Below are 16,831 nucleotides of genomic sequence, written 5' to 3'. Positions count from 1 at the left end.
TCTCCTTATCTTTGCAACGCAAAGGAACGTTTCCCTTGCCGTGTGCTTGCTGAACCACGTATAAAACAAGAAAAATATGAAACATCAAGATGCCGCTCTGGTATGCTTCTCCGGTGGACAAGACTCCACCACCTGCCTGTTTTGGGCCAAGAAGCACTTTAAACGCGTAGAAGCCGTCTGTTTTAGTTACGGCCAGAAACATTCCCTCGAAATTGATATTGCACGCAAGATTGCTGCCGATGCCGACGTGCCGTTCCAATTGCTGGACGTATCGCTAATCAGCCAACTGGCGCCTAACTCGTTGACGGACACTTCTATCGAAATGGATGAAGACAAACCGGCCGACAGTTATCCGAACACCTTCGTACCGGGAAGGAACATGGTTTTCCTGACATTCGCTGCCATCATGGCACGGAGCAAAGGGATTTTCCATCTCGTCACCGGCGTATCGGAGGCCGATTTCAGCGGATATCCCGATTGCCGCGACACCTTCGTCCGCTCGCTCAATGTGACGCTGAACCTGGCGATGGATGAACAGTTCGTCATCCATACACCTCTGATGGACCGCGATAAAAGCGAAGTATGGCAGCTCTCCGACGAACTGGGCGTATTCGACCTGGTCCACACGCAGACACTGACCTGCTACAACGGCGTCCCAGCCGACGGTTGCGGCCATTGCCCCGCCTGCAAACTGCGCCGGGAAGGATTAGAGAAATACCTTAAAAGGAAGTTAACAGCTAACAAGTAACTGCAAAAATGGATACAAGAAAGAATGAAAACGAACTGCACCTCCTGGGTGGTTCTACCGAATATAAACAGGATTATGCTCCGGAAGTGCTGGAAGCATTTACCAACAAGCATCAAGGTAATGACTACTGGGTACGTTTCAACTGCCCCGAATTCACCAGCCTCTGCCCCATCACCGGACAGCCCGATTTTGCGACCATCCATATCGACTATATACCCGATGTGAAGATGGTGGAAAGCAAGAGTCTGAAATTATACCTCTTCAGCTTCCGCAGCCACGGAGCCTTCCATGAAGACTGTGTCAACATCATCATGAAAGACCTTATCAAGCTGATGGACCCGAAATATATCGAAGTGACGGGCATCTTTACCCCTCGCGGCGGCATCAGCATCTATCCGTACTGCAACTACGGCCGTCCGGACACCAAATACGAGCAACTGGCCGAACAACGCCTCTTCAACCATAACGCATAAAAGTATTTTCCGGTAGCAGATGCTACAACGTGGCAAATAATTATGTAGATTTGCAATCACTTAATTGTAAACCTACATAATTATTTAGACCATGAGGAATAGAAATTTCACTATCAAGGCAACACTGGCCGCTATGGCCTGCACCGCCTGCGTAAATCTGAGCGCACAACAAAAAGAGTATCCGCAACCGGAAAAGATGACTCCGGGCATGTCGGAATACTGGACGCCTCAACCCAAGATTGTAACTCCGGGAGATATCAAAACAAATTCCGCCCCGTCGGATGCCATCGTCCTGTTTGACGGCAAAGACCTCTCCGCCTGGGAAAGCACCAACGGCCAACCGGCCCAATGGACCGTTCACGACGGCGTATTCACAGTCAATAAAAAGACCGGTGATATCCAGACCAAACAGAAGTTCAACAACTACCAGCTACATATCGAATGGTGTGTTCCTGAGAATATCACCGGAACCAGCCAGGGACGCGGCAACAGCGGCATCTTCATGCAAGGGATGTACGAAGTTCAGATACTCGATTGCTACAACAACGAAACATACGTGAACGGCCAAACCGGCAGTATCTACAAACAGACACCGCCATTGGCAAACGCCATGCGTAAACCGGGCGAATGGAATGTATACGACATCATCTACACCGCCCCGATTTTCAAGGAAGACGGAACCTACCGCGTTCCCCCCAGCATCACCGTGATCCAGAACGGCATCGTTTTGCAGAACAACACGACCATCCTCGGAACAACCGAATATATCGGCTTCCCGAAAGTCGTTCCCCACGGAGCCGGCCCGATTATCCTGCAAAGCCACGGCGATCCGAGCGAACCGATCAGCTTCCGGAATATCTGGTTGAGAGAGTTATAAGAATCAATAAGTAAAGTGTTTATATACGATGAAAACAAATAACCTATTCGGTATATGGCTGCTGTTCCTTTGTGCGACCGTCCTTTCCGGCTGCAACAACTATTTATTAAACGGCAAAGACGGAGATGAGGAAGAAGACAACGAAGAAGTATGGTATAACAATATACCGGAGGGAAACTTCTTTTCAAGAGGAAACACTTTACGATTCTATTATATGGATGAAAAGGGAAACGACCTCATCAACCCGAGCGACCTGAAAACCTTCCCTGTCTCGTGGAACGAAGAGCTGGACAATCCGCTCGAACGCACCTACGACAACATCCGCGACATCGAAAGCAACACCATCCGCTACAACGGCAATCACAACTGGATACTTTATGATTCGGAAGAACAACTCCATTACTGTACGGTGAGCGCTTACGGAGATGAAAGACAAAGTACTTATACGTTCCCTATCTATGTAAACGGCGATACCGATAAAATGGAAATCACCTATAAATACACAGACAAGGGCGTTGTCGGAGGAAAGTACTGGGGGAAAATCGTTTCCTGGAAATACAACGGCACACATATCTACTCGGATGACGATGAGTACGACAAGAAGATATTCATCCGGAAGTCCGGTGGCAAAACAACCGTTTCTCTCGAACGATAAGAAATCGGAGATTTCAGTCACACGATAGCACGCAGATTGAGCAGATAGCCGCAGATAATATATTTTTAAATAATATAAATCTGTGGTCATCTGCTCAATCTGCGTCATCTGTGTGCCATCTACAAACTTTATATACCATTGTTATTAACAACAGCCCTTTCCTGTTTATCGGTGAAATTCCCGTATTCGTCTATGAACCACTGCCCTATTTCTATTCTGATTGTATAGTTTTTTAATGTAAAGTAGTTTTGCTTCGTAACAAGGTAAAAAGAATGTTTAGGTCGCAAAACGAAAGCATTATGAAACAAGTATCTCTAATAATCCTCTCTTGCCTGCTTCTCCTGCCCGCCGGGATGAAAGCAGAAGACGACATGCCGAAGCAATGGACGCTTCGTAATTGTATCGATTATGCACTGGAGCATAATATCACTATTCGTCGAAACCGCATCAACGTCGAAAGCACCCAGGAAGATGTAAAGACGGCAAAAGCGGATTTCCTCCCTTCCCTGAGCGGTAATATCAGCCAGCGTATCGTGAACCGTCCGAACAGCGCGAGCGGCACCATCATCAGCGGCGACAACATCACCACCAGCGAAAGCAAAACCTCGTACAACGGCAGCTACGGCATCGATGCAAACTGGACCGTGTACAACGGAAGCAAACGGGTGAACACGCTCAAACAGCAACAACTGAACAGCCGCATAGCCGAACTCACCGTCGACGAGAGCGAAAACTCCATCGAGGAAAACATCACCCAACTCTACGTGCAGATACTTTATTCCGCCGAAGCCGTGAAGGTGAACGAATCGACACTGGAAGTCAGCCGGAAAGAGTTCGAACGCGGACAGGAACTGTTCAACGCCGGAAGCATCGCCTCCAGCGACCTCGCCCAACTGGAAGCACAGGTCAGCAACGACAACTACCAGCTGGTCACTTCGCAAACGACCCTGCAAAACTACAAGCTGCAACTCAAGCAACTCCTCGAACTCGACGGCGACTTCGAAATGGACCTTTTCCTACCGCCACTCGACGACAGCAGCGTGCTGATACCGCTCCCTACCAAGGATGACGTCTATCAGACCGCCCTCAACCTGCGTCCCGAAATCGAATCGAGCAAACTAAATATAGAGGCCTCCGACATGAATATCAAGATTTCCCGCGCCGGATACATTCCGAGCCTGAGCCTCAGCGCCGGCATCGGAACGACCAATGCCAACGGCAACGACTTCAGCTTCAGCGAACAGGTGAAACAGAACTGGAACAACTCGATAGGGCTGACCCTGAGCATCCCCATCTTCGACAAGCGGCAAACCAAAAGTGCTGTCAATAAAGCCAAACTGCAACGTCAGACCAGCGAACTGGACCTGATGGACAACCAGAAAACGCTTTACAAAACCATCGAAAGCCTCTGGCTCAGTGCCAACAGCGCACAGCAGCAATACGTAGCCGCCACCCAGAAACTGAAAAGCACACAGGCCAGCTACGCCCTTGTCAGCGAACAGTTCAACCTGGGCATGAAGAACACCGTGGAACTGCTCACGGAAAAGAACAACCTGCTAAGCGCACAACAGGAAACGCTCCAGGCCAAATACACAGCGATCCTGAATGCAGGCCTGCTGCGATTCTACCAGGGAGAACAAATCGACCTGCTCTAAATTTCCAGTAAAGAAAAAATAAAACAGATAAAGATATGAACAAGAAACTTATTATCGGTATAGCAGGCGTGCTGGTCGTAGCCGGAGGAATCTGGTTCTTCACAGGTAAAACGTCGAAAGGCGGCATCCGGCTCGAGACAGCCAAAGTAGGCCGCAGCTCCATCTCAAACACAGTAACGGCAACCGGGACAGTCGAACCGGTGACCGAGGTCGAAGTCGGTACACAGGTATCCGGCATCATCGACAAGCTCTATGCCGACTACAACGACGTTGTGAAAGCCGGCCAGTTAATCGCAGAAATGGATAAAGTCAACCTGAAAGCCGAACTCGCTTCCGCCCAGGCCCAGTTGGCTAGCAGCAAGACCGAATACGAATACCAGCAAAAGAACTATGCCCGCAGCAAAGTCCTTTTCGACAAGAAGCTAATCAGCGACGCCGATTACGAAACGGCCACCTACAATTACGAGAAGGCCAAAGCCGCTTACGAGCAGAGCCAGGCCTCGATGGTGAAGGTAAACCGCAACCTGGAATACGCGACCATCACCAGCCCGATAGACGGTGTCGTTATCAACCGTGCCGTTGAAGAAGGACAGACCGTTGCCGCCGGCTTCGAAACTCCGACCCTGTTCACCATCGCCGCCGACCTGACGAAGATGCAGGTAATCGCCGATGTAGATGAAGCCGATATAGGCAACGTAGAAAACGGACAGCGCGTCAGCTTCACCGTCGACGCTTATCCGAACGACGTGTTCGAAGGAACCGTCTGGCAGATTCGCCTGGGCGACAGTAGCAGTAGCAGCAGTTCGTCGACCTCCACTTCAACCGTTGTCACTTATGAGGTGGTCATCACTGCCGACAACCCCGACCTGAAGCTGAAACCACGTCTGACAGCCAACGTCACCATCTATACGCTTGAACGCGAAAACGTGTTGACAGTGCCGACCAAATCATTGCGTTTCGTCCCTGAAGAAGAGTTATTGCCGGGCACCGGCTACACCGCCGAAAACAGTGCACAGGAAGCTCCCGCCGGCAAACGCATCATCTGGGTAAAACAAGGACAACAGCTGACTCCGAAAGCCATCACCGTCGGTTCTACCAGCGGCAATATGATTGAAGTGACCGAAGGACTGACCGAAGGCGAAGAAATAGCCGTAGACCTGACCTCCGACGCTCCCGCCCCAATGGCCGAAGCAGCCGAAAAGAGCCCGTTCATGCCGGGACCTCCGGGAGGAAACAAGAAGAAGTGATATTGTAAACTGTAACACACCCCCTGCCCCCTCTCAAGAGGGGAAAGGAAACTCCCGACACTACCTGTTATCTACCAACAAGTAGTAACTCTTCCCCTCTCGAGAGGGGGCAGGGGGTGTGTCAGAATTAAACAACAGAACGAACAATGAAAGAGATTATTAAACTAGATAATATCAAGCGTGACTTCCATGTCGGTGACGAAACCGTCCACGCCCTGAGGGGTGTCAGCTTCACGATACATGAAGGCGAATTCGTGACCATCATGGGAACCTCCGGCTCAGGAAAAAGTACGCTGCTGAACACGTTGGGATGCCTCGACACACCGACCAGCGGCGAATACTATCTCGACGGCGTCTCAGTCCGCACCATGGGGAAAAACGCCCGTGCCACGCTGCGTAACCGCAAGATCGGATTCGTATTTCAGAGTTACAACCTGCTGCCCAAAACGACAGCCGTTGAAAACGTGGAACTCCCCCTGATGTACAATCCCTCTTTCAGTGCCGCCGCCCGCCACGAGAAAGCCGTAGAGGCACTGGTGGCCGTAGGGCTGGGCGACCGCCTGATGCACAAGAGTAACCAGATGTCCGGCGGACAGATGCAGCGCGTCGCCATCGCCCGTGCCCTGGTGAACGACCCGGCAGTCATCCTCGCCGACGAAGCGACGGGAAATCTGGACACACGCACCTCGTTCGAGATACTGGTACTTTTCCAGAAGCTCCATGCCGAAGGACGTACCATCATCTTCGTAACACACAATCCGGAGATCGCCCAATACAGCAGCCGTAACATCACCCTGCGCGACGGGCATGTCACTGCGGATACAGTGAACAACAACATACAAAATGCGGCAGAGGCATTAGCCAAATTGCCGAAAAATGACGATTGATTATGAACGGAACAAACCTCATAAAAATAGCCCTCCGTGCCCTTGCCAACAACAAGTTGCGCGGATTCCTGACGATGCTCGGCATCATCATCGGCGTAGCCTCCGTAATTACGATGCTGGCCATCGGGCAAGGTTCCAAACGGAGCATACAGGCCCAAATCAGCGAGATGGGTTCCAATATGATTATGATACATCCCGGCGCAGACGTCCGCGGCGGTGTCCGTCAGGATGCCTCCGCCATGGAGACGCTGAAGCTGGAAGACTACCAGAATATCGTCGACGAGACCCGCTATGTCTCTGCCGTTTCACCGTCGGTCAACAGCAGCGGACAAGCCATCTACGGCGCCAACAACGCCCCGACCACCGTCTACGGTATCAGTCCGGACTATCTGGAAATCCGCCGTTACAAGGTAGGCGACGGTGATATGTTCACCGAACAGGACATCCAGACCGCCGCCAAAGTCTGCGTAGTCGGCAAGACGGTCGTCGACAACCTTTTCACGGGTGGCGAGAATCCCGTGGGAAAAGTCATTCGTTTTCAAAAACTGCCTTTCCGCATCGTTGGCGTGCTGGAGAGCAAAGGATACAACAGCATGGGAATGGACCAGGACGACCTAATCTTAGCTCCATACACAACTATTCAGAAAAAGGTCCTGGCCATCACCCATCTGCAAGGCATCACCTGTTCGGCCCTCAAAGAGGAATATACCGACCAGGCCATTGACGAGATAACTGAAATACTGCGCCGCAACCATAAGTTGAAGGAAAGTGACGATGATGATTTTACCATCCGTAGTCAGCAGGAGTTGAGCACGATGTTGACAAGTACTACGGACATGATGACCGTGCTGTTGGCGGCTGTGGCCGGTATTTCGCTACTCGTTGGAGGTATCGGGATTATGAATATCATGTACGTCAGCGTCACGGAGCGTACCCGCGAAATCGGTCTGCGTATGAGTATCGGCGCCAAGGGCATCGACATCCTGGCACAGTTCCTGATTGAATCCATCCTGATCAGTGTGACCGGCGGATTAATCGGCGTGGTGCTCGGTGTAGGCGCGGCCCTGGTGGTGAACGCGGTGGCCCACTTCCCGATTTACATACAACCGTGGAGCGTAGTGCTTTCGTTCGCCGTCTGTACCGTCACCGGTGTCTTCTTCGGATGGTATCCGGCCAAGAAAGCGGCCCAGCTCGACCCGATCGAGGCGATTCGTTACGAATAAATTAATATCTTTGTAGCAGATGAAAACAGAAGGAACAACACAGACACACATCTCTCCCCCTTTCAAAGGGATGGGCGGCATTATCCATATTGCCGCCTGGGGAATCCTGTTCGGACTGCCTTTTTTCTTTACAGGCAGGGAGTCGCAGGTATTGACCGTCACAAGTTATTTACGTTCCGTCATCGTCCCGTTATCGTTCATGATGGTTTTCTACGTGAATTATTTCCTGCTGGTCAACCGCTATCTGTTTTCACGTCACGGATGGAAATTTTTCCTGAGCAACGTGGCCCTGATTGCCGCGGCAATCATCCTGGTGCACTTGCTGATGCAATTATTGCCGCCGCCGGAGATTCCTCATCCGCATCGTTCGGAGAGGGAGTTGAAAGATGTCATCGGCTTCTTTACGGTCAACGCCATGCTTTATGCGTTGGTGGCCGGCCTGAGTGTCGCCATCAAGATGACCAGCGGCTGGTACCAGATAGAATCCATGCGTCGCGAACTGGAGAAGAGCCGTGCCGAAGCCGAATTGCAGAACCTGAAAAGCCAGTTGAACCCGCATTTTCTGTTCAATACGCTCAACAACATTTACAGCCTGATTGCTTTCAGTCCCGAACGGGCACAGGAAGCCGTCCACGACCTGAGCCGCCTGCTGCGTTACGTACTCTACGACAGCAGCCAGCCGCAGGTGTTACTGGAAAAAGAGCTGGATTTCATCCGTAATTATGTGGAACTGATGCGTATCCGCCTGCCGGAACATGTGGAACTGAAAACGGAAATAGCTGCCACCAAGCCCGACGCGCCGATTGCTCCCCTGCTGTTTATCTCGCTTATCGAGAATGCCTTCAAACACGGAGTCAGCAACAGCAAGCCATCGTTCATCGACCTGGATATCCACCAGAAAGGCGACAGGATTGTCTGCCACCTGAAAAACAGCTATTTCCCGAAAGATGCGGAACAGGACAAGAGCGGCTCGGGAATCGGAATCAAGAACCTGCGGAAACGCCTGGAACTGATCTATCCGAACCGGCATATCTTCTCATATGGTGTAGAGGGTGACAACTACTACAGCATGTTGGAGCTGCAAATAAGCGGCGAAGAACCGAAAAGTGAAAAATGAAATTAGGCTATGATTCTGAAGTGTGCAATCATCGACGACGAACCGCTGGCTATCAGCCTGCTGGAAAGTTATGTAAACAAGACGCCTTTCCTGGAACTGGCGGGAAAATACAATAGCGCCGTCAACGCGCTTCCCGCCCTCAGCAAAGAGCCGGTCGACCTGCTTTTCCTCGATATCCAGATGCCGGAGCTCAACGGAATGGAGTTTTCCCGCATCCTGAAGACCGATACGCGCATCATCTTTACGACTGCTTTCAGCCAGTATGCGCTCGACAGCTATAAGGTCAACGCACTCGATTATCTGCTGAAACCGATTAGCTACGCCGACTTCCTGAAATCGGCCAATAAGGCGCTGCAATGGTACGAACTGCTACGCGAAGGCGCAAGTACGGGTGGTTCGCGAACCGCCTCTTCCCAGGCAGTTTCCCCTTCCGTCGAAAGCATTTTCATCAAGACGGAATATAAACTGGTACAGGTCGAACTCCGTAAAATACTCTATATCGAAGGTCTGAAAGATTATGTCAAGATATTCGTTGAAGGCGAAACCCACCCCATCCTTTCGCTGATGAGTATGAAAAGCCTGGAAGACATGCTGCCGGCGAACCGCTTCATCCGCGTGCACCGCTCCTTTATCGTCCAGCCGGAAAAGATCAAAGTAATCGAACGCAACCGGATTGTGTTCGGCAAAGAATACATCCCCATCTCCGACAACTACAAACAGAAGTTCATGGAGTTTCTGGCACAGAGGGCACTGCTGCCTTAGAAAAGTTGCAATAGCAACTTTTCCAACCCTCTCGTCATCTCGCTCATGCTACAGGCATAGTTATTGGAGAAAACGGCAACGGCATACCGCTTGCCGTCTTTTGTTATATAGCCGGCATAACTTCGCACACCGGTGATTCCGCCACTTTTCAGACGAGCCTTCCCCTGCAAACCGGAACCTTTCAGGAAATTTCGCACCGAACCTTCGATACCGGCCTGCGGCAAGGATTCGATAAAGGCTTCGGCATAATCGGACTTCGTCGCCATATAAACCAGCAAATCGGCTATAAACTCCGCAGAAACCTTATCCGCAGGAGCCAACCCGCTGCCATCGTGCATCCGCAAAGGGAAAACATCCAGCCCCTTCCTGTCCCAATGGGCGGCAACCACCCGGACACCCCGGCCAAAAGAAGAAATAACCTCGTTCTTCCGCGGAGTATATTGCAGACCGACCGTCTTGACCAACGCATCGGCAAACAAATTATGGCTCACATGGTTCGTCACACCCACAATCTCCTTCAACGTTGGGGAATAGGTGGTGATAATCGTTTTCCTCTCCACCGTCTTCCATCGCCCCGCTTCCGATTCAATCCGGTAACAGGTCGGCTCCTTCCCCACCGCAATGCCTTCGCGTTCCAGGCATCCGGTCAGATACTCCGCCAGGAACAATGCCGGATCAGGAATATCTCCTTTCAACACATAGCGTTCGCGATTGGCAGGAACGACACCGTATAAATAACGTTCGCCGGCAAGCGGAGCACCGATAATATAGGCACTGTCCGACGAGACAGGCGCCGCTTTCAGGTAATTGGTGAAACGGACACCCGGCAGTTCCGGTTCAGTGCCGGTCACCACCGGACGGTTGCCAGCAGCGCCCGACTTCAGATACAATTTATACATATTATCGAACACGGAAACCCCGTAGCTGCCCGGCGCATAATAATTTCCCATATCTTCCCGCAGCCATTTGATGGAAGCACCTTCCGTATCAAAGATTCGCTCGTCCGACACCACCGCCCCGGCAATCTTCCGGATACCGGCCTTCTTCAAAGCTGCAATCCATTCCGGTACGAATTTGTTTTTCGCAGGCGTATACGCATTCCTGTTCGGAGCGAAATGAGCCGAACCCAGCGACGGGTCGCCACTGCCTTTGATATACAGGTTACCGTTCAGCACACCCTCTTTTATAGAACCGTCATACTCCAGCGAAGTCGGAAAACGGTAATCGTCCCCCAAAATCTCCAGAGCCGTAGCCGTAGCGACGGTTTTCAACACGGAAGCAGGCGAAACCTCCCGGTCCCCATCATAATTATAGACGGTTTTCCCATCCTGAAGGTCCTTCACCACGATGGAGAAAGTAGCCCCTTTCATATAAGGAGCATTCAGTAACTGTTTGACAGGCTGCGGAGTTTGTGCCTGTGGCTGTAAAAAACAGCCGAGCAGCAGGGCGGCACATAATATTTTCTTTATCATCTTATTATACTATTCTACTTTATTCTATCTTTGTTCAGCAAAGATAAAAATTATAATATGAACTCATTGTTTGAAAGACCTTTTACGTTCGACCGGGTGACACGTATCGTATTCAGCATCGTCATCATCGGCGTATTGCTTTACCTGATTACCGTATTGCGTAACGCCTTGCTCCCCTTCCTGATTGCCTGGCTGCTCGCCTATATGATGCAACCTTTCGTCAAGTTCTTCCAGTATAAGCTGAAGCTGAAAAGCCGTATCCTGGCCATCGTCGCAGTCATCATCTCCGCATCGCTGATTATCGGGATTGCCGCCGCACTGGTCGTTCCGTCTGTCGCCCAGGAAGCCGAGCGGACCCTGAACCTGATGCGCACGCATAATCCGGGAGAAGGTCATGTTCCGCTTATACCAGCTTCATGGATCGAATATCTCGAAAACAATGTAGACATAAACCAGCTGATGGAACTCCTCAGCCGGGAGAACATACAGAATGCAATCAAGCAACTCGCCCCGAAGGTCTGGAACATCCTGTCGAACACATTCTCCATCCTTTTCAGCATAACGATTATATTCGTGATTCTGTTATATTTCATTTTCATCCTGCTCGACTACGAAAAGATAGCCAACGGCTGGATAAACCTGATTCCGGCACGCATCCGTCCTTTCGCCAAAGGGCTGGCCGACGATGTGGAGCAGAGCATGAACCGCTATTTCCGCGGGCAGTCATTGATTGCGCTATGCGTCGGAGTTTTACTTTCGATAGGCTTCAAAATCGTCGGTTTCCCGCTGGCCGTGACGCTCGGGTTATTTATCGGCGTGCTGAACCTGATTCCGTACCTGCAAGCGATCGGCCTTATCCCGATGGTCATCCTCAGCCTGCTAAAGTCGGCAGAGACCGGACAGAATTTCTGGATTATCTTCGGTTCGGGATTATTAATACTCGGAATCGTACAATGTATCCAGGATTTATACCTTACGCCGCGTATCATGGGAAAAGCAATGGGACTGAATCCGGCCATCATCCTTCTTTCGCTCTCCATCTGGGGAACTTTGTTAGGTTTTATCGGCTTAATCATCGCATTACCGCTCACAACGCTCTGTCTGTCTTATTATAAGCGTTTTATCTTGCTGGAAGAGGACATTATCGCTCCTCCCCCTGCTGATATTCAACCGGAGAAAAAAAAAGAAAAGTAATTTTTTTCAAAAAAAATTCCTCCAGCTATTGCAAATTCAAAAATAAACCCTACCTTTGCACCCGCAATACAGAAGTAAAGCACACCGCAATACAGAGTATGCACAGGATGATTCGCTAGCTCAGCAGGTAGAGCACATCCCTTTTAAGGATGGGGTCCTGGGTTCGAACCCCAGGCGGATCACTGAAACAACAAGAAGAATCAAGCAAATCCCTGATAATCAAGCATTATCAGGGATTTCTTTTTTCTAGCAGGTGGCAGAAAATAGCCGTTTCAAGCATATTATCGGTGGATAAATCGTGGGACTAAAATTTAGTTCAAAAAAGTCCCACGAATTTGCATCTTTCTCGCTGATTCATAGCATTTTGCATAGACTTGCTTTGGAAGAGAATACATAGTTTTGTAACTTTAAAAACGATGTAAAAATGGCTCGAAAATCATTTTCTGTATTGTTTTTCATCAAGAAAGGCAAATTATTAAAGAACGGAGAAGCACCCGTGTGCATGAGAATTACCGTAAACGGCTGTATGGTAGATATTTCTATCAAAAGAAGCTGTCCTGTAAACCTATGGAATCAGGCAAAAGAAAATTCAAAAGGCAAAGACCGTATGTCGGTGGAACTGAACCACTACTTAGAAATCACACGTTCACACGTACACCAAATTTACAGAGAACTGGAAACTTCCGGCAAGGTTATCACTGTTGATCTTGTGAGAAAGTTGTTTTATGGTGTGGACGAAGATAACAAAACACTATTGCAGGTATTCAGGGAACATAACGAACAAAGCCGTAAGCTGATCGGTAAAGACTTTGTAAGCAAGACCGTTCAACGGTATGAAACCACTACCCGATATTTGGAGGAATTCATTAAGAAAGAATATCAGCTATCGGATATTGCTCTGAATAACTTGGAAGCCAACTTTATTTCTAAGTTCGATGCTTTCTTGAAAATAGAAAAAGGTTGTGCGCAGAACTCTGCTATCACCCGATTGAAGAACTTGAAGAAGATTATTCGTATCGCTTTGGAAAACGATTGGATAAAGAAAGATCCGTTTGCTTACTATCGCTTCAAATTGGAAGAAACTGATCCCGAATTTCTGACAATGGACGAGATTAAAATTATTCTTGCCAAAAAGTTCACTATTAAACGAGTAGAGCAAGTACGAGATATTTTTGTATTCTGTATTTTCACAGGATTAGCGTTCAGTGACGTAAAAGATTTATCACCTGAACATTTGGTTAGAGATAACAAAGGGGAGCTTTGGATAAGGAAGAACCGCCAGAAGACAAAAGTCATGTGTAACATTCCTGTGTTGCCTGTGGCTGCTTCTATTCTTGATAAATATAAGGATGTAGCTGAATGTACCGGAAAACTTTTGCCTGTATTGTGCAATCAACGCATGAACAGTTATTTGAAAGAAATTGCAGATGTGTGCGGAATACATAAAAACCTCTCCACACACACCGCTAGGCACTCGTATGCCACAAGTATTTGCCTTGCGAATGGCGTAAGTATGGAGAATGTAGCCAAAATGTTAGGTCATGCAGATACCAGCGTGACAAAACACTATGCACGGGTACTGGATCAGAATATTTTAAAGGATATGCAGAAAGTAAATAGCTGTCTATCAGAGTTGGCTATATAATAAAGGTAGTAGCCAATAAATAGAAAAAGGATTGGGAAGAATGAGTTTCATTTTTTCAATCCTTTTTCTTTTAAGGTGAGTTTTCCAGAACTCAATATGAAGCATTGACAAAGGTAAGTTCCGTATTTAGCCTGTTCAAGTCCAAGCCTTCGGTTTAGATAAAAATCTTCCTCTCATTGCATTTCGAGCGTATTTTCATCTAAAGACTTGCACAGACTAAATACTCCACTGGAAAAGTCAATGATTCAAATTAAATTCCGAAAAACAATGTTTTCGGGGCTGGCATGAGGGAATCGTCTTCCACTTGAATAGCGTTTAAACAAGTTTCTCATACAGTTTGAACCAGTCCAGCCCATAGTTGCCAAAACCTAAATCTACGGTATCAATGTATTCAAAACCACATTTCTCATAGAGGGAGATTGCCGGAAGATTATTTTCATACACATCCAAACGGATAGATTTTATGCCTGATTGTTGAGCCAATTTAAACGAATAATCCATCAAAGCACGACCGATACCCATTTTCAAGAATGAAGGATGCACCACAAAAGTGCGTATCACAAAAATATGGCTGTAGTTAGTTTCTATTTTCCACCTTACACTATTATAGGCTTCATCGGGATGATGGTCTAAGATAATAGAGCCAGCTACCTTTCCGTCATACCTGACAACAAAAAGAGTATTATTTTCTATGCCAACAACCGCATCTTCACGAATAGGATAAATGCCTTTTATCCATCCGGGATAGTTGGTGGTAGCTGATAGATAATCATTCAGATCATCATACAACTTTTCTAATTCGTCAATATCGGCAGGTGTGCCGGATTCTATTACAAACTTCATAATTGCAACTGTTTGGAATGCAAAGGTATAATTTCCACCTTAATAAAAGAGGTTTCCTTTTAAGATAGTGGAAATCATACTCTTTTAGGTAGTTATTCTTTCCAACTTTTAAAGTAATGCTTTTGGAGCAGCTTATCAATATCGCTTTGGCGATAGATGATTTTACCCTTTATCTGGATAAAGGGGATCAGCCCTGTGTCTCTCCACTCTTGCAGGGTTCGCAAACTAACATTCAGTTTCTTGGAAACTTCATTGTTAGAAAGGAAGCGTTCCCCGTTCAGGTGGGGTTTGTAATGCTGGACAATATATTCAATGCCGTTCAGCATCGAATCGAGTGAAGAAATAAATTCTTTGACTTGTGGGGTATCTTTATTTATTAGTTCCATGATTGAAAGATTGTTTTATTGAAATATTGACTTCAAGATGGCTAGATGGCTGGTTAGTTGCGCAGATAGTCACCCAGCGATGAAATACTAAGTATATCTTTTGCCGGATCATAATCTACATAGAGCCGTTTAGACGCAATGGCAATAAAATACTGACTACCATCCTGCTGTATCTCATAAGTAGCGGGTGAAGCCTGTTTAGTAGTTTCCGATACATATATAATAGATAAGAGATACTCTTTATCATTCCGGTAGATGATAACCGTAGGATTCAGATTAACACTTTCCCATGTGCCGACAATAGAAAACAGGTTGAAGGACGGGTAATCTTCTTTAGTTCTTTTCATAAGACGTGGTTTGTTTGGGTGATTGATTTTGTGTTTCACTGTCCGCAATAATTCTTTCAATATCGGAAGACTTATAATAAATCTTGCTCCCGATTTGAGAATAAGCCAGTCGCCCACTACTTCGGTAATATTGCAGTGTTCGTTTACTAAAGCCTAACAAAAGGCACACTTCCTGACTATCAAGCCAGTTTTCTACTTTCTGAGTATGAGTGCTGCACAAACTTTCTATCCGTTTGGCAAACTCCGTGAACCGTTCGCAGACATACGAAAAGGTTCTCTTTTCAATGGTTACTACTTCCATTCTTTCAATTTTAAATGGTTTATAAAACGTGTTGATTCTATTTTCATCGGCAAATGAAAGAAGAATCAAGAGCCGTTTTCTAAACTGTCTGAAAGTGGTATATCCTGTCTATCTCTGGCTCAATTCATTTGGAATATACTCATAGGATATTCTTTTTTTGAACGCATTTACATAGAAAGTTAAATAGAAATAGAGATACGAAAAGATTTATCGCTTATCTTTGCAGCATGACTACCAACAAGATAACTCCCGAAGAATTATGGGCAAGACAGCAGATCAGCCCGCTGGATGTGGACTATGATTTGTGGAATGAACGCAGAGCATCTATACAGACCTTCTCACAAATGAGCCATAGTTGTATCTTTACGGTAGATGTTTTCAAAGAACGGTACGATTTTGCATCCGACAATTTCGCTAACATATTCGGATATAACCCTACATGGATAAAAACCATTCACAAACAGGGCGATTTATTGGAGGAACGGATTCACCCGGACGACCGGGCACAACTCATCGAACACCAGATTGAACACGGGCAGTTCATCTATTCACTTCCGCAGGAACAAAGAAATGATTATCAGCAGATATTCCAAATTCGTATGCTGAATGCCCGGCAAGAATATGTGAATGTAATCAGTCGCCACCAAGTAATTCAGAAAGACAAAAACGGAAAAGCATGGATGATTATGGGAGTGATGGATCTTTCACCCGATCAAATACCTATGGAGCGAATCAAGCGGACGGTTATTAATCGGAAGACGGGTGAGATACTTACATCGGCAGTTGTTCCGGCAGACCAACAATTAACCAAGCGGGAAAAGGAAATACTCTTACTAATCCGACAGGGCTTTTTGAGCAAGGAGATTGCATCTAAACTGAATCTTAGTATTTACACGGTGAACAATCACCGCAAGAATATATTAGCAAAACTAAATGTCGATAATGTGATCGAAGCCCTTAATCGGGCAGAAAGTTTCGGTATTCTCTATTGACTATGCA

18 protein-coding genes and 1 tRNA gene are annotated in these 16,831 nt (G+C 47.6%); 14 read left to right on the top strand and 5 right to left on the bottom strand.

Going from position 1 to position 16,831, the window contains the following annotated elements; translation table 11 throughout:
* The first annotated feature begins 76 nt into the window (after nucleotides 1–76).
* The 10 genes from queC (at nucleotide 77) to HMPREF1535_RS11345 (ending at nucleotide 9,644) form a co-directional block, all read left to right on the top strand.
* Nucleotides 77–748, top strand: coding sequence for a 7-cyano-7-deazaguanine synthase QueC (gene queC, locus HMPREF1535_RS11390; RefSeq protein WP_046146183.1), 672 nt, complete (start codon nucleotides 77–79; stop codon nucleotides 746–748).
* 8 nt (nucleotides 749–756) lie between these two features.
* Nucleotides 757–1,221, top strand: a complete 465-nt coding sequence (queF, locus tag HMPREF1535_RS11385) for a preQ(1) synthase (protein WP_046146182.1) — start codon at nucleotides 757–759, stop codon at nucleotides 1,219–1,221.
* Nucleotides 1,222–1,312: 91 nt separating this feature from the next.
* Nucleotides 1,313–2,098 (top strand): 3-keto-disaccharide hydrolase, encoded by a 786-nt coding sequence (locus HMPREF1535_RS11380; RefSeq protein WP_010800764.1) that lies wholly within the window; start codon nucleotides 1,313–1,315, stop codon nucleotides 2,096–2,098.
* A gap of 28 nt (nucleotides 2,099–2,126) precedes the next feature.
* Nucleotides 2,127–2,753, top strand: a complete 627-nt coding sequence (locus HMPREF1535_RS11375; RefSeq protein WP_046146181.1) for a hypothetical protein — start codon at nucleotides 2,127–2,129, stop codon at nucleotides 2,751–2,753.
* Between the two features lie 299 nt (nucleotides 2,754–3,052).
* Nucleotides 3,053–4,408, top strand: a complete 1,356-nt coding sequence (locus tag HMPREF1535_RS11370; protein WP_046146180.1) for a TolC family protein — start codon at nucleotides 3,053–3,055, stop codon at nucleotides 4,406–4,408.
* A gap of 35 nt (nucleotides 4,409–4,443) precedes the next feature.
* Nucleotides 4,444–5,655: an efflux RND transporter periplasmic adaptor subunit gene (locus HMPREF1535_RS11365; protein WP_046146179.1), complete on the top strand. Its 1,212-nt coding sequence runs from the start codon at nucleotides 4,444–4,446 to the stop codon at nucleotides 5,653–5,655.
* Nucleotides 5,656–5,801: 146 nt separating this feature from the next.
* Nucleotides 5,802–6,542 carry an ABC transporter ATP-binding protein gene (locus HMPREF1535_RS11360; protein ID WP_009859868.1) on the top strand — a complete coding sequence of 247 codons (741 nt, stop codon included), beginning with the start codon at nucleotides 5,802–5,804 and terminating at the stop codon, nucleotides 6,540–6,542.
* 2 nt (nucleotides 6,543–6,544) lie between these two features.
* The gene (locus HMPREF1535_RS11355) at nucleotides 6,545–7,765 is read left to right on the top strand and encodes an ABC transporter permease (protein WP_009859869.1); all 1,221 of its coding nucleotides are present in this window, start codon (nucleotides 6,545–6,547) and stop codon (nucleotides 7,763–7,765) included.
* A 19-nt stretch (nucleotides 7,766–7,784) separates the two neighbouring features.
* Nucleotides 7,785–8,882 (top strand): sensor histidine kinase, encoded by a 1,098-nt coding sequence (locus tag HMPREF1535_RS11350; RefSeq protein ID WP_046146178.1) that lies wholly within the window; start codon nucleotides 7,785–7,787, stop codon nucleotides 8,880–8,882.
* 9 nt (nucleotides 8,883–8,891) lie between these two features.
* On the top strand, nucleotides 8,892–9,644 hold the full coding sequence (locus tag HMPREF1535_RS11345) for a LytR/AlgR family response regulator transcription factor (protein WP_046146177.1): 753 nt from the start codon (nucleotides 8,892–8,894) through the stop codon (nucleotides 9,642–9,644).
* Here HMPREF1535_RS11345 and dacB read toward each other — a convergent pair.
* Nucleotides 9,641–11,116, bottom strand: coding sequence for a D-alanyl-D-alanine carboxypeptidase/D-alanyl-D-alanine endopeptidase (dacB, locus tag HMPREF1535_RS11340; protein WP_046146176.1), 1,476 nt, complete (start codon nucleotides 11,114–11,116; stop codon nucleotides 9,641–9,643). The genes HMPREF1535_RS11345 and dacB overlap by 4 nt on opposite strands.
* A 57-nt stretch (nucleotides 11,117–11,173) precedes the next feature.
* Here dacB and HMPREF1535_RS11335 point away from each other — a divergent pair, with 57 nt between their 5' ends.
* The 3 genes from HMPREF1535_RS11335 (at nucleotide 11,174) to HMPREF1535_RS11325 (ending at nucleotide 13,955) form a co-directional block, all read left to right on the top strand.
* Nucleotides 11,174–12,310, top strand: coding sequence for an AI-2E family transporter (locus HMPREF1535_RS11335; RefSeq protein WP_009859873.1), 1,137 nt, complete (start codon nucleotides 11,174–11,176; stop codon nucleotides 12,308–12,310).
* Nucleotides 12,311–12,419: 109 nt separating this feature from the next.
* Nucleotides 12,420–12,492: transfer RNA gene (locus HMPREF1535_RS11330), tRNA-Lys, on the top strand.
* 242 nt (nucleotides 12,493–12,734) lie between these two features.
* Nucleotides 12,735–13,955 carry a site-specific integrase gene (locus HMPREF1535_RS11325; protein ID WP_046146175.1) on the top strand — a complete coding sequence of 407 codons (1,221 nt, stop codon included), beginning with the start codon at nucleotides 12,735–12,737 and terminating at the stop codon, nucleotides 13,953–13,955.
* A 315-nt stretch (nucleotides 13,956–14,270) separates the two neighbouring features.
* Here HMPREF1535_RS11325 and HMPREF1535_RS11320 read toward each other — a convergent pair whose 3' ends face one another.
* The 4 genes from HMPREF1535_RS11320 to HMPREF1535_RS11305 all read right to left on the bottom strand — a co-directional run bounded on the left by HMPREF1535_RS11320 (nucleotide 14,271) and on the right by HMPREF1535_RS11305 (nucleotide 15,832).
* Nucleotides 14,271–14,798, bottom strand: a complete 528-nt coding sequence (locus tag HMPREF1535_RS11320; protein WP_046146174.1) for a GNAT family N-acetyltransferase — start codon at nucleotides 14,796–14,798, stop codon at nucleotides 14,271–14,273.
* A gap of 92 nt (nucleotides 14,799–14,890) precedes the next feature.
* Nucleotides 14,891–15,184: a helix-turn-helix domain-containing protein gene (locus HMPREF1535_RS11315; RefSeq protein ID WP_046146173.1), complete on the bottom strand. Its 294-nt coding sequence runs from the start codon at nucleotides 15,182–15,184 to the stop codon at nucleotides 14,891–14,893.
* Nucleotides 15,185–15,237: 53 nt separating this feature from the next.
* Nucleotides 15,238–15,531 (bottom strand): DUF3876 domain-containing protein, encoded by a 294-nt coding sequence (locus tag HMPREF1535_RS11310; RefSeq protein ID WP_046146172.1) that lies wholly within the window; start codon nucleotides 15,529–15,531, stop codon nucleotides 15,238–15,240.
* Nucleotides 15,518–15,832 (bottom strand): helix-turn-helix domain-containing protein, encoded by a 315-nt coding sequence (locus HMPREF1535_RS11305; RefSeq protein WP_046146521.1) that lies wholly within the window; start codon nucleotides 15,830–15,832, stop codon nucleotides 15,518–15,520. The genes HMPREF1535_RS11310 and HMPREF1535_RS11305 overlap by 14 nt, the downstream gene beginning before the upstream one ends.
* 227 nt (nucleotides 15,833–16,059) lie before the next feature.
* On the opposite strand from HMPREF1535_RS11305, the gene HMPREF1535_RS11300 reads away from it, so the two are divergent.
* The gene (locus tag HMPREF1535_RS11300) at nucleotides 16,060–16,824 is read left to right on the top strand and encodes a LuxR C-terminal-related transcriptional regulator (protein ID WP_046146171.1); all 765 of its coding nucleotides are present in this window, start codon (nucleotides 16,060–16,062) and stop codon (nucleotides 16,822–16,824) included.
* The last annotated feature ends 7 nt before the right edge of the window (nucleotides 16,825–16,831 follow it).

This window comes from Parabacteroides goldsteinii DSM 19448 = WAL 12034, assembly GCF_000969835.1.
Taxonomy (GTDB): Bacteria; Bacteroidota; Bacteroidia; order Bacteroidales; family Tannerellaceae; genus Parabacteroides; species Parabacteroides goldsteinii.
Note: the sequence above shows the minus strand (reverse complement) of the source record. Positions and strands in the feature narration are given on the sequence as shown.

What these genes read in the sequence shown, in the direction of transcription:
- queC (WP_046146183.1), top strand. Translation starts at nt 77, where the DNA reads ATGAAACATCAAGATGCCGCTCTGGTATGCTTCTCCGGTGGACAAGAC.
- queF (WP_046146182.1), top strand. Translation starts at nt 757, where the DNA reads ATGGATACAAGAAAGAATGAAAACGAACTGCACCTCCTGGGTGGTTCT.
- HMPREF1535_RS11380 (WP_010800764.1), top strand. Translation starts at nt 1,313, where the DNA reads ATGAGGAATAGAAATTTCACTATCAAGGCAACACTGGCCGCTATGGCC.
- HMPREF1535_RS11375 (WP_046146181.1), top strand. Translation starts at nt 2,127, where the DNA reads ATGAAAACAAATAACCTATTCGGTATATGGCTGCTGTTCCTTTGTGCG.
- HMPREF1535_RS11370 (WP_046146180.1), top strand. Translation starts at nt 3,053, where the DNA reads ATGAAACAAGTATCTCTAATAATCCTCTCTTGCCTGCTTCTCCTGCCC.
- HMPREF1535_RS11365 (WP_046146179.1), top strand. Translation starts at nt 4,444, where the DNA reads ATGAACAAGAAACTTATTATCGGTATAGCAGGCGTGCTGGTCGTAGCC.
- HMPREF1535_RS11360 (WP_009859868.1), top strand. Translation starts at nt 5,802, where the DNA reads ATGAAAGAGATTATTAAACTAGATAATATCAAGCGTGACTTCCATGTC.
- HMPREF1535_RS11355 (WP_009859869.1), top strand. Translation starts at nt 6,545, where the DNA reads ATGAACGGAACAAACCTCATAAAAATAGCCCTCCGTGCCCTTGCCAAC.
- HMPREF1535_RS11350 (WP_046146178.1), top strand. Translation starts at nt 7,785, where the DNA reads ATGAAAACAGAAGGAACAACACAGACACACATCTCTCCCCCTTTCAAA.
- HMPREF1535_RS11345 (WP_046146177.1), top strand. Translation starts at nt 8,892, where the DNA reads ATGATTCTGAAGTGTGCAATCATCGACGACGAACCGCTGGCTATCAGC.
- dacB (WP_046146176.1), bottom strand. Translation starts at nt 11,116, where the DNA reads ATGATAAAGAAAATATTATGTGCCGCCCTGCTGCTCGGCTGTTTTTTA.
- HMPREF1535_RS11335 (WP_009859873.1), top strand. Translation starts at nt 11,174, where the DNA reads ATGAACTCATTGTTTGAAAGACCTTTTACGTTCGACCGGGTGACACGT.
- HMPREF1535_RS11325 (WP_046146175.1), top strand. Translation starts at nt 12,735, where the DNA reads ATGGCTCGAAAATCATTTTCTGTATTGTTTTTCATCAAGAAAGGCAAA.
- HMPREF1535_RS11320 (WP_046146174.1), bottom strand. Translation starts at nt 14,798, where the DNA reads ATGAAGTTTGTAATAGAATCCGGCACACCTGCCGATATTGACGAATTA.
- HMPREF1535_RS11315 (WP_046146173.1), bottom strand. Translation starts at nt 15,184, where the DNA reads ATGGAACTAATAAATAAAGATACCCCACAAGTCAAAGAATTTATTTCT.
- HMPREF1535_RS11310 (WP_046146172.1), bottom strand. Translation starts at nt 15,531, where the DNA reads ATGAAAAGAACTAAAGAAGATTACCCGTCCTTCAACCTGTTTTCTATT.
- HMPREF1535_RS11305 (WP_046146521.1), bottom strand. Translation starts at nt 15,832, where the DNA reads ATGGAAGTAGTAACCATTGAAAAGAGAACCTTTTCGTATGTCTGCGAA.
- HMPREF1535_RS11300 (WP_046146171.1), top strand. Translation starts at nt 16,060, where the DNA reads ATGACTACCAACAAGATAACTCCCGAAGAATTATGGGCAAGACAGCAG.